The organism is Clostridium sp. (genome assembly GCF_040797585.1).
Classification (GTDB): Bacteria; Bacillota; Clostridia; order Clostridiales; family Clostridiaceae; genus Clostridium_Z.
The window spans coordinates 1-10,345 of the sequence record NZ_JBFNEO010000095.1; the positions used below are offsets into that span (position 1 = coordinate 1).

At 30.4% G+C, this 10,345-nt stretch carries 9 protein-coding genes; 8 read left to right on the top strand and 1 reads right to left on the bottom strand.

Annotated elements, in window-relative coordinates; all coding sequences use genetic code 11:
• The first annotated feature begins 166 nt into the window (after positions 1–166).
• The 7 genes from AB2369_RS07705 (at position 167) to ppdK (ending at position 7,164) form a co-directional block, all read left to right on the top strand.
• The gene (locus AB2369_RS07705; RefSeq protein WP_367665901.1) at positions 167–865 is read left to right on the top strand and encodes a diacylglycerol kinase; all 699 of its coding nucleotides are present in this window, start codon (positions 167–169) and stop codon (positions 863–865) included.
• 175 nt (positions 866–1,040) lie between these two features.
• Positions 1,041–1,442 carry a cytidine deaminase gene (locus AB2369_RS07710; RefSeq protein ID WP_367665902.1) on the top strand — a complete coding sequence of 134 codons (402 nt, stop codon included), beginning with the start codon at positions 1,041–1,043 and terminating at the stop codon, positions 1,440–1,442.
• Positions 1,443–1,452: 10 nt separating this feature from the next.
• A complete protein-coding gene (gene era / locus AB2369_RS07715) occupies positions 1,453–2,343 on the top strand; it encodes a GTPase Era (RefSeq protein WP_367665903.1) in 891 nt (296 codons plus the stop codon).
• Between the two features lie 7 nt (positions 2,344–2,350).
• Complete coding sequence (gene recO / locus AB2369_RS07720; RefSeq protein WP_367665909.1) at positions 2,351–3,115, top strand: DNA repair protein RecO; 765 nt, start codon at positions 2,351–2,353, stop codon at positions 3,113–3,115.
• Positions 3,108–3,698: a DUF4342 domain-containing protein gene (locus AB2369_RS07725; protein ID WP_367665904.1), complete on the top strand. Its 591-nt coding sequence runs from the start codon at positions 3,108–3,110 to the stop codon at positions 3,696–3,698. The genes recO and AB2369_RS07725 overlap by 8 nt, the downstream gene beginning before the upstream one ends.
• Before the next feature lie 128 nt (positions 3,699–3,826).
• Positions 3,827–4,468 (top strand): helix-turn-helix transcriptional regulator, encoded by a 642-nt coding sequence (locus AB2369_RS07730; protein WP_367665905.1) that lies wholly within the window; start codon positions 3,827–3,829, stop codon positions 4,466–4,468.
• A 65-nt stretch (positions 4,469–4,533) separates the two neighbouring features.
• Positions 4,534–7,164 (top strand): pyruvate, phosphate dikinase, encoded by a 2,631-nt coding sequence (gene ppdK, locus AB2369_RS07735; protein WP_367665906.1) that lies wholly within the window; start codon positions 4,534–4,536, stop codon positions 7,162–7,164.
• Between the two features lie 214 nt (positions 7,165–7,378).
• Here ppdK and AB2369_RS07740 read toward each other — a convergent pair whose 3' ends face one another.
• On the bottom strand, positions 7,379–8,458 hold the full coding sequence (locus tag AB2369_RS07740) for a CotS family spore coat protein (RefSeq protein ID WP_367665907.1): 1,080 nt from the start codon (positions 8,456–8,458) through the stop codon (positions 7,379–7,381).
• 597 nt (positions 8,459–9,055) lie between these two features.
• On the opposite strand from AB2369_RS07740, the gene dnaG reads away from it, so the two are divergent.
• On the top strand, positions 9,056–10,345 hold a 1,290-nt coding region (gene dnaG, locus AB2369_RS07745; RefSeq protein ID WP_367665908.1), incomplete at its 3' end, for a DNA primase.

Genomic DNA, 10,345 nt, shown 5'->3' on the forward strand with positions numbered 1-10,345 from the left:
TATTAACAAATGAATATTAAAATAAAATTCAATAGAAAAATTATATATGTTTAGAAATATATACTTATTGTGTATAATTATATTAAGATAGCATATTAGGCTATTGTATTTAATTAGTTCTTTTCTTTTATACACTTGAATTCTAAATTGTTATGGGGTGAATTATATGTCTATAAAAAAATTAGTAGATTCTTTTAATCATGCTATAGAGGGAATAATATATACCATAAGAACTCAAAGGAACATGAAGATACATATGATAGCAACACTGGCAGTGTTAACAATATGTTTTTTTTATGAGCTTTCCAAAGTAGAGCTTTTGATAATATGTATAACAATAACTATGGTTATTGGAGCTGAGCTTATAAATACAGCTATTGAGGCAGCGGTAGATGCCACCACTAATTTTTATCACCCTTTAGCTAAAATAGCTAAGAATGTAGCTGCTGGAGCTGTACTAATAACTGCTATTAATGCTTTATTTGTAGGGTATATTATATTCTGGGATAATATAACAGAGATAGTTTTTACCACAGTAACTAAGATAAAACAATCAGAACCTTATATGATTCTTATAGTTCTTGTTATAGTTTGTGTGGCCACCTTAGTTTTCAAAGCTATATATGGTGAGGGAACTCCATTAAAAGGTGGAATGCCAAGTGGACATAGTGCAATAGGTTTCTCTTTAGCCACTATGGTTGCCCTTATAAGTAAGGAACCAATTGTTATAATGCTATCCTTTTTACTAGCTGTAATAGTAGCGCAGAGTAGGGTAGATTCAGAGGTACATTCAATATTGGAAGTTATATGTGGAGCTATATTTGGAACATTATTAACACTACTTATATTTAAGTTATTATCTTAAATAAGCTATAAATTTTAAGATAACTTTTAGTTTATACATTTAATCATAGCCTAATTAAATAATGTTTTATATAAATTAGCTTTAATAAGGGTTATAGACTTCACTTTTTATTGAAATACATATAAATAATGCTATAATTTTATATACAAGATATAAAATTAGGGAGGTATATTTTATGAATTATGATGTACTAATAGAAAAAGCCATTGAAGTTAGAGAATTAGCTTATGCTCCTTATTCAAAATTTAAAGTAGGAGCAGCAGTTATGATGGAAGACAATAGTATATATACAGGATGCAATATAGAAAATGCCTCATTTGGTGCAACTAATTGTGCTGAAAGAACAGCTATATTTAAGGCGGTATCTGAAGGAAAAACCAATGTAAAGGCCGTAGCTGTAATTGGAGATGTAAATTCTTATACTTATCCTTGTGGAATATGTAGGCAAGTAATTGTGGAGTTTGCAGAAGGCCCAGAAATTCCAATAATTATTATCAAGAATAAGAATGAATATATAAAAAAGACTTTAGAAGAAATTTTACCAGGAAGCTTTAGTAAAAAAGACTTAGAACTTTAGGAGGAAATTAATGTTTAAATCAGGATTCGTAACTATAATAGGAAGACCTAATGTAGGTAAATCTACATTATTAAATTACATCATGGGTGAAAAATTATCTATTGTTTCATCTAGACCCCAGACTACAAGAAATAATATACAAACTGTACTAACAGGCGATGATTTTCAAATGGTATTTGTTGATACACCAGGTCTTCATAAGCCAAGACATAAACTAGGTGAATATATGGTAAAAGTAGCAACAGATGCTTTAAAGGAAGTTGATGTAGTTTTATTCCTTGCAAACCCAGGTGAGGGTATAAGTAAGGCAGATGAAATAATCTTAGATCAATTGAGAGAAACTAAAGTACCAGTATATCTTGTACTTAATAAAATAGATGAAAATACTAAAGAGAGAGTAGCTGAGAACTTAAAAGCCTATGGAGATTTCTTCCCATTTAAAGAAATCATACCTATATCAGCCTTAAAAGGTAAAAATGTAGATACATTAATAGATATTATAAAAAAAGAGCTACCAGAAGGACCACAATATTATCCCAAGGAAATGATAACAGATGTTCAAGAGAAGTTTATAATATCTGAAACTGTTAGAGAAAAAGCTTTAAGACTTCTTTCAGAAGAAGTTCCTCATGGTATAGCTGTTGATATAATACAAATGAAAAAAAGTCCAAATGGAACCTACCATATAGAAGTTGATATGCTATGTGAAAAAGATTCCCATAAAGGAATAATAATAGGAAAGAATGGTCAGACCCTTAGAAAGATTGGAGAATATTCAAGAATGGATCTTGAAAAGTTCTTAAATGCTAAGGTTAACTTAAAAATATGGGTAAAAGTTAGAAAAGAGTGGAGAGATAATCCAATGCTTCTTAAGGAACTAGGCTATAAAATGAAAAAGTAAAGGAGAGATAACTCTGGCACTAGTTAAGACCTTAGGGGTTGTGTTAAAAGAACAGGATTATAAAGAAAATAATAAGCTTTTATGGATATATACAGAAAAGAATGGAAAGATAACGGCTATTGCAAAGGGAGCAAAGAAGAATAGTAATAAATTATTCTCTGCCTCTTTGCCTCTTACTTTTGGTGAATATGTATTATTTAAAGGTAGAGGACTCTACACCATAAGTGAAGGCAGAATTATAAATTCCTTTAGAGGATGCCTAGATGACTTAGAAAAGCTTACATATAGTACCTATCTCTGTGAACTTATAGATATATCTATGGTAGATGATGAGAAGAATGAGGGATTATTCAAGGAGCTAGTTACTTCCTTATATTTATTAAATTCAAATGCTTTAGATAATGAAGTTCTTATTAGAGCCTTTGAACTTAAGCTTTTAAAATCAACTGGTTATGCACTAGATTTAGATAATTGTTGCAAATGTAGGAGGAGACTCTCATATTGTGATTATATAAGCCTAGCTTATAGTGGAGGGGTGTGTAACAACTGTGAAAAATCCTATGGTATTCCAATATCTTCTAGTACATATAATGTTTTAAGATATCTAAATAGTCATAGTTTAGATAATATATATAAACTGAAGATAAATGCTAATATAAAAGAAGAGATATATTCTGTTATGAAATCTTTAATAGGAAGTGTTTATCAAAGAAGGCCTAAGAGTTTAGATATGCTTGATATAATAAAGGAGGATGGAAATAAGAATGAGTGATAATTCTTTAGAAAAGCTAGATTTAATAATAGAAAGAACTGGAGTTTCCTATAAAGAGGCTAAAGAAGCCTTAGAGTTTTCCATGGGAGATGTGGTGGAAGCAATAATATATATAGAAGAGAGAAAAAAAGAAAATCCTTCACCAATATTTACATCCCTTGAAGGATTTAAGATATGGCTCATGGAATTAATAGACAAAGGAAATGTAAATAGGATAAAAGTAAAAAAAGGAGAAAAAGTAATAGTAGATGTTCCTGTAAATGCAGGTGTTGCAGCAGGGGTGATAGCAGTACTTTGGACTCCAATTATACTAATAGCTGGAGTAGCTACAGCTACTTTGGTTACTCTTACTATTGAAATAACTAAGAATGATGGGTCAGTTGAGGTTATAAACACTGTAGTAAAGAATTCAGCAGAAGGTTTAGGAAGTAAAATAAAGGATGTAGCCACTGAATTTAAAGATAAGTTTATGAATAATAAAAAAGATAACATGAGTAATGGATTTGAAGATGATGTAATTATAAATGACACTCCGGTATATCAGTATTCTGTAAAATTCCATGAACATGAAGATAATAAATAAAAAATATAAATAAAAATAGATAAAAAAATATATACAGGAAAAAAATTATATTGTATAATATAATTAAGTTAATTGTATATCACATTTTAACATATAATATACACTTATTCCTGGAACATTAGAAAGAGGTGAGGGCAATTAAATTAACACCAAGACAAGAAGAAATAATAAGACTAGTAAAAGCAGGAGAACCAATAACAAGTGAATCTTTAGCATCGTCCTTAGGAGTTACTAGGGCTGCTTTAAGGCCAGATTTAGCAATACTAACTATGACAGGAATTTTAGAGGCTAGACCTAAGGTTGGATATATATATTCGCAAAAGCCCTCTCATAGTATGGTATATGATTATATAATTCATATAAAGGTAAAGGATGTTATGTCATCTCCTGTAGTTGTTAATGAAGAAACTACAGTATATGATGCCATTGTACATTTATTTTTAAATGATGTAGGGACTTTATTTGTTGAAAATAAAGGGATACTTGTTGGAGCTGTATCAAGAAAAGACTTTTTAAAAATAGCTATAGGAGGAACTGATATTCATAAGGTTCCTGTTGGTGTTATAATGACAAGAATGCCAAATATCGTGTTTGTAGAACCAGAAGATACAGCATATTTAGTGGCACAGAGAATAATAGATCACGAGGTAGATAGTCTTCCAGTGGTTGAGAGAGTATTTGAAAATGAAAAGGAGTCTTTAAAGATTGTGGGCAAAATCTCAAAGACTAATATAACTAAATTATTTGTTAATATGGGCAAAAACAAATAATAAGATGACTATAGGGAGTTTTCTCCCTTTAGTATATATTCTTTAAAAACTGAAGGAGTGTTAATATGGGCAAGAAGAAATATGTGTACTTATTTAGTGAAGGCGATGCATCTATGAAAAACCTTTTAGGGGGAAAGGGTGCTAATTTAGCAGAAATGACAAGTCTTGATATTCCAGTACCGCAAGGTTTTACTGTTACAACTGAGGCATGTAACAAGTATTACGATGATGGTGAGATAGTTGAAGACGCGGTTATTGAGGAAATTTATGAAAGAATGGTACAACTTGAGAAGATAACAGGAAAAGGATTTGGGTCACTAGAGAATCCACTACTTGTTTCAGTAAGATCTGGAGCAAGGGCGTCTATGCCAGGAATGATGGATACTATACTAAATTTAGGTTTAAATGATGATACAGTTGAAGTTATGGCTAAAATAACAGGAAACCCTAGATTTGCTTATGATTCTTACAGAAGATTTATTCAAATGTTCTCAGATGTTGTTATGGATATAGAGAAAAGACTTTTTGAAGATTTATTAGATGAAATGAAGAAAGAAAAAGGGGTAGAGCTAGATACAGATTTAAATGCTGATGATTTAAAATTATTAGTTGATAGATATAAAGCACTTTATAAGAAGGAAAAGGGAGAAGATTTCCCAAAGGAACCTAAGACTCAACTTATAGAGTCTATAAAGGCTGTATTTAGATCTTGGAATAATCCTAGAGCTATAGTATATAGAAGATTAAATGATATACCAGCTAAGTGGGGAACGGCTGTAAACGTTCAAGAAATGGTTTTCGGAAATAAAGGAAATACTTCAGGAACAGGAGTGGCTTTTTCAAGAAATCCAGCTACTGGAGAAAAGCATGTATTTGCTGAATATTTAATGAATGCTCAAGGAGAAGACGTGGTGGCAGGAACGAGAACACCACATCCTATAAGTAAGTTAAAAGAGGACATGCCTCATATATATGAAGAGTTTTTAAAGATAGTTAATATATTAGAGAAACATTATAGAGATATGCAAGATATGGAGTTTACCATAGAGGAAGGAAAGTTATACTTCCTTCAAACAAGAAATGGTAAGAGAACAGCTCAAGCAGCTTTAAAAATTGCTGTTGATCTTGTAGAGGAAGGTATGCTTACTAAGGAAGAAGCTATTCTTAAGGTGGAGCCAAAGCAACTTGATAGTTTATTACATCCTGCCTTCGATTCTAAGGTGTTAAAAGATAAGTCTCCTATAGCAAAAGGACTTCCAGCATCTCCAGGAGCTGCTTGTGGCAGAATAGCTTTTACTGCTGATGAGGCTAAGGAAAGAGCTGAAGGAGGAGAAAAGGTAGTTTTAGTTAGATTGGAAACATCTCCAGAGGATATTGAAGGGATGATAGCTGCAGAGGGAATACTTACTGTAAGAGGAGGAATGACTTCTCATGCAGCGGTTGTAGCTAGAGGTATGGGAACTTGTTGTGTAGCTGGATGTGGTGATTTAAAGGTTAATGAAATTACTAAGACAGTAGAGGTTCAAGGAAAGGTTTATACAGATAAGGATTATATATCTATAGATGGATCTACAGGTAATATATATGGATGTGAAATAAATACTGTAGAACCAGAGATAAGTGGATATTTTGAAATATTTATGAAATGGGCAGATGAAATAAGAGCAATGAAGGTTAGAACTAATTCGGATACTCCAAGAGATGCAGCTCAAGCGGTGAAATTTGGGGCTGAAGGAATAGGACTTTGTAGAACAGAGCATATGTTCTTTGCGGAAGATAGAATAATGGCAGTTAGAGAAATGATTGTTGCAAAGAACGAAGAGCAAAGAAGAAAAGCTTTAGAGAAGTTACTTCCAATGCAAAGAGAAGACTTTGTAGGTATTTATGAGGCTATGGAGCATAGACCGTGTACTATAAGACTGCTAGATCCACCATTACATGAATTCTTACCTCATAATGAAGAGGATATAGTAGAACTTGCAAAAGAACTTAAAATAACCTGTGAAGACTTGAAGGCTACTATAGATTCTCTACATGAATTTAACCCAATGATGGGACATAGAGGATGTAGACTTGCTGTTTCCTATCCTGAAATAGCTGAAATGCAAACAAGGGCTATAATAGAAGCAGCAGTAGAAGTTAAGGAAAAGCACGGATATGATATAGTACCAGAAATAATGATACCACTTGTTGGAGAAATAAAGGAGCTTAAGTTTGTTAAGGATGTTGTGGTTGCAACTTCAGAGTCTATTCTAAAGGAAAGAAATATAGATATGAAGTATCTTGTTGGAACCATGATAGAAGTTCCAAGAGCAGCTGTAACTGCTGATGAAATAGCAAAGGAAGCAGATTTCTTCTCTTTTGGAACTAATGATTTAACACAAATGACCTTTGGTTTCTCAAGAGATGATGCAGGTAAGTTCTTAAAGGACTATTATGATAAAAAGGTATATGAATCTGATCCATTTGCAAAGCTTGATCAAGATGGAGTAGGAGTACTTGTAAAAATGGCAGTAGAAAAGGGTAGACAAACTAGACCAGACATAAAGCTTGGTATTTGTGGAGAACATGGCGGAGATCCATCCTCAGTTGAATTCTGTCATAACCTAGGACTTAACTATGTTTCTTGTTCACCATTTAGAGTTCCACTTGCAAGACTTGCAGCAGCTCAAGCACAAGTTAGAAATAAAAGATAAGTTAAATACTATTATAGGGAGAGTAAACCTTACTAATTAAGGTGAAATATCACTTTATAATGGAATATGATTCTCTATAAAGAATAGGGATATTGTTAATATTAAAGGGACTATGGCATTAAGAAATCTAACCACAATATATTGTCTTAGAATTTAAAAATCTAAGACAATATATTGTAGTTTTTATTCTTTGTGTCATAGTCCCTTATTTTAATTAATTTAAGGATATACTAAATTTATTCTCTATATGTTTTAAGAATTTATTCATAAATTCTAGTTGATAAGAAGTTTTTTTCACTACATTATTTAAGAGATTACAGAAGGATTTTTCGTTGCATTTTCTTATGTTATTATAATAATCTCTGGAGATGCGCCAATATTTTTGAGGGAATGCGAGATAAGCAGCTATATATTTATATTCATCTAAATTTAAGGGCTTAATTTTATTATACTCTTCAATAGCATTTATGGCTAAATCTAAATCCCATTTAGTTTTCTCTCTTTTTAAAAGTCTTCTAAAAAAATAGGATATATCCTTAACACAATAATCCATCTTACTTTTATCAAAATCTATCATATATAGAGAATTATCATTACTAAAAATTAAATTTTTATTTACGTAATCAGAGTGGCATAGAGACCTTGAAAGATTTTTATTATCTATTGTGCTACATAAATCTAAGGAGATTTTAGCTAAGGCTATGTTACTCTCAAAATCATCAAGAAATATTTTGGAGAATTTATCTTTATATCTAAAAGCTAAGTTAGAAGAATTTAATAGTTGATTAAAGTGTTTATTGTAAGAGGTAAAAATGTCATCAAATCCAAACCTATCTTCACTTCCTAGAATAGGAGAGAAATTTTTAGAAACCTTATGGGATTTCGCTAAGTTTGACATAGCTATATTTACATGATTTATATTATCAAAATCACATTTTTCCCCTCTTATCCAAGGAGTTAATATAAATAACATATCATTTTCAAAAACAAATCTACTTCCGTCATTAGTTGGTATAAATCTAGGAACCTTTATACCCCATCTGTATAACCATTCTACAGCAGAATAAACAAATAATAGTTGCTTTTTATCAAGGTAAACCTTTTTTACACAGAAAATTTCTTCTCCCACCTGTACCTTATAAACAGCACGTTGCTTGTCTGTATTTTTAAATTTAATCTCTTTAATTTCGCACTTTTCTATACCATAGTGAGGGAGAACATATTTTTTTATATTATAGGTATTAATCCAAGTGTCTCTTAAATTAAGATTAAATTCTTTAGCCCTTTGAGGCATAGAATATTACCTCCTTTAACTCTTTAATAAGAGTAATATTATTCATAATAGTATATGAGTCATATTTTAATATTATGAGTTTCAATAATTTAATAGTGATATTCTCAAGGGATTAGATTTAAATTAAATCTATAAATATATAAAAGTATATAAAGTATAGAAAATGGAATATATATTTATGTATGGATTATAGTTCTAAGATTTAATATATATAATGTTAAAATATAAAATCTGAATAAAATTATAAAAGTAAAAATATAATCATAAAAATTAAAAAACAGATATACAATATATAGGAATAGGTCAAAGAGGGATTAAAAGTGCAAAAATTAGCAAAATTTGCAATAAAACATACAAATAAAGAATAAATTTATATAAATTTGGGATAAACTAATATTTGAAAGGATTCTTATAAATCTTAAAGTTTATTGAAGGAAAAACGGAAAAAATAAAGAATATATATAATATCAACATAATTTTTAAGTATAAATCTTATAAAAAAAATTGTAGAAAAGAAGGAAAACCTTAATTTATGTCGAATATAATAAACCTTGTTGAAAATAAAATTATAAATAATTACTTTGGGTGGGATTCTCATTGATACCAGAACATATAATTGAAAAGATAAAGGATGAAAATGACATTGTAGAGGTTATATCTGAAACTGTTAGACTAAAGAGGAGTGGAAGAAACTATCAAGGACTATGTCCTTTTCATAGTGAGAAAACACCTTCTTTTAGTGTTTCTAGTGAAAAGCAGCTTTTTAAATGTTTTGGATGTGGGGAAGCAGGAAATGTTATAACCTTTGTTATGAAAAATAGAAATTTATCCTATGTTGAAACATTAAGGTACTTGGCTGACAGAGCCAATATAACCATTGAAGAATCTAAAAGTAGCAGAAGATTTAATGACAAGAAAGATATACTTTACAACATAAATAAAGAAGCAGCTAGATTTTTCTTTGGAACTATGAATAGACCTAACAATATAGGGAAAATATATTTTTTAAACAGAGGAATAAAAGAATCCACTTTAAGAAAATTTGGACTTGGATATTCACCAAATAGCTGGAATTCACTTATGAATTATTTAAAGACTAAAGGCTTTAAGGAGCAGACTCTTTTAGATGCAGGACTTATAATAAAAAATGATAAGGGAAATATATATGATAGGTTTAGAAATAGAGTAATGTTTCCAGTATTTGATTATAAAGGAAGAGTAATTGCCTTTGGAGGAAGAGTTTTAGATGATTCAAAGCCTAAATATTTAAATTCCCCAGAAACTTTAGTGTTTAATAAGGGAACTAACCTTTATGGATTGAACTTTGCTTTAAAGGAAAAAAATCCTTTAAGAACATTTATAATAGTTGAGGGATATATGGATGTAATATCCCTACATCAATATGGAATAACTAATGTAGTTGCATCTCTTGGAACGGCACTGACAGTAAATCAAGCAAGACTTCTAAAGAGATATGCAGATAAGGTTATTATTTCTTATGATGCAGATTTAGCGGGACAAATGGCTACCCTTAGAGGACTTGAAATTCTTAAAAACACTGGATTTGATGTTAGAGTTCTTACAGTTCCTGATGGAAAAGATCCTGATGAATTTATACGAGCAAATGGAAAAGATGCTTTTTTAAGACTAGCAGATAATTCAGAACCTTTAATTGACTATAGACTTAAAAAGGCAAAAGAAGGTATAAATTTTAAAGACAAGGAAATGGTAATAAAGTATACAAGAAATGTAACAGAGATATTAGCTAATTTAGATAGTATAGAAAAAGATGTATATATAAAGAGGGTTTCAGAAGAAACTGGGATAAAAGAAGAAGCAATATATGATATTTTGAACAAAGATATAAAAAAAGACTCTCCTAAAGAC